The organism is Gordonibacter pamelaeae 7-10-1-b, assembly GCF_000210055.1.
GTDB lineage: Bacteria > Actinomycetota > Coriobacteriia > Coriobacteriales > Eggerthellaceae > Gordonibacter > Gordonibacter pamelaeae.
The window spans coordinates 1284322-1285162 of record NC_021021.1; the positions used below are offsets into that span (position 1 = coordinate 1284322).

Genomic DNA, 841 nt, shown 5'->3' on the forward strand with positions numbered 1-841 from the left:
CGGTGCCGGGCCGCCGGGCCGCGCGGGCTCCTCGCGGAAAGGGTGGCGGTTCTTCATGTCGCGGGTCGAGGGCAGTATCCGCAGCGCCTCCACGTCCTCGCCCTGTTCCTTGAACTTCATCTTCAGCAGCTCCTGGCGGTTGTCCAGCTCGGAGCGCACCATGCTGTCGTCGCAGTACACGGCCAGCACCTTGCCCTCCACGGGCCCCTGCGTCTCGCTGCGCGGGCGGTCGAAGCGCCGCAGGTTGCCGCCTTGCTCGCCCGACATCACGTACACGCTGTTCGTGTGGTCGAGCACGAGGGCCGCCGAATCGCCGCCGAACACGGCAGCGACGGCGTTTTTCCAAAGGTCGTTCACCTCGGCGAAGCGCAGCGCTTCGGCGCCGCCGGGGTTCTTCTCCTCCAACAGCGCCTTCAACCGGTCGAGGTCCGCCTTGAGCTTCCTCATCGCGCGCCCTCCCCCGCCGCCCCGTTCCGCGGCAGCTCCACCACGCGGGCGCGGGCGAGCAGGCCCTCGTCGAAGTAGGCGAGGTTCGCGGTGGTGATGAACGTTTGGATGTCCCCCTCGATGAACGATACGAGCGCGTTGCGGCGCCCGGCGTCGAGCTCGCTCATGACGTCGTCCAGCAAAAGCACGGGCTTCTGCCCCAGTATCTCTTGGATGAGCGCGGCCTCGGCCAGCTTGAACGCCAGCACGATGGAGCGCTGCTGGCCCTGGCTTCCGTAGAGCGCCGCGTTGCGGCCGGCGACGAAGAACTCCACATAGTCGGCGTGGGGGACCCACGAGCGCCCGCCGTCGGGCGCGCTCCTCGTCGCGGCGGCGGGCGATCTCGGCCTGGAGC

General features: G+C 69.4%; 1 protein-coding gene and 1 pseudogene. Both read right to left on the minus strand.

Features of this window, described 5'->3' with window-relative positions:
- Nucleotides 1-447 (minus strand): hypothetical protein (locus GPA_RS05930; RefSeq protein ID WP_167536607.1); only part of this gene is annotated, 447 nt, incomplete at its 3' end.
- Nucleotides 444-841, minus strand: a pseudogene (locus GPA_RS05935) (hypothetical protein); the annotation flags it as partial. The gene GPA_RS05930 and the pseudogene GPA_RS05935, both read right to left, overlap by 4 nt.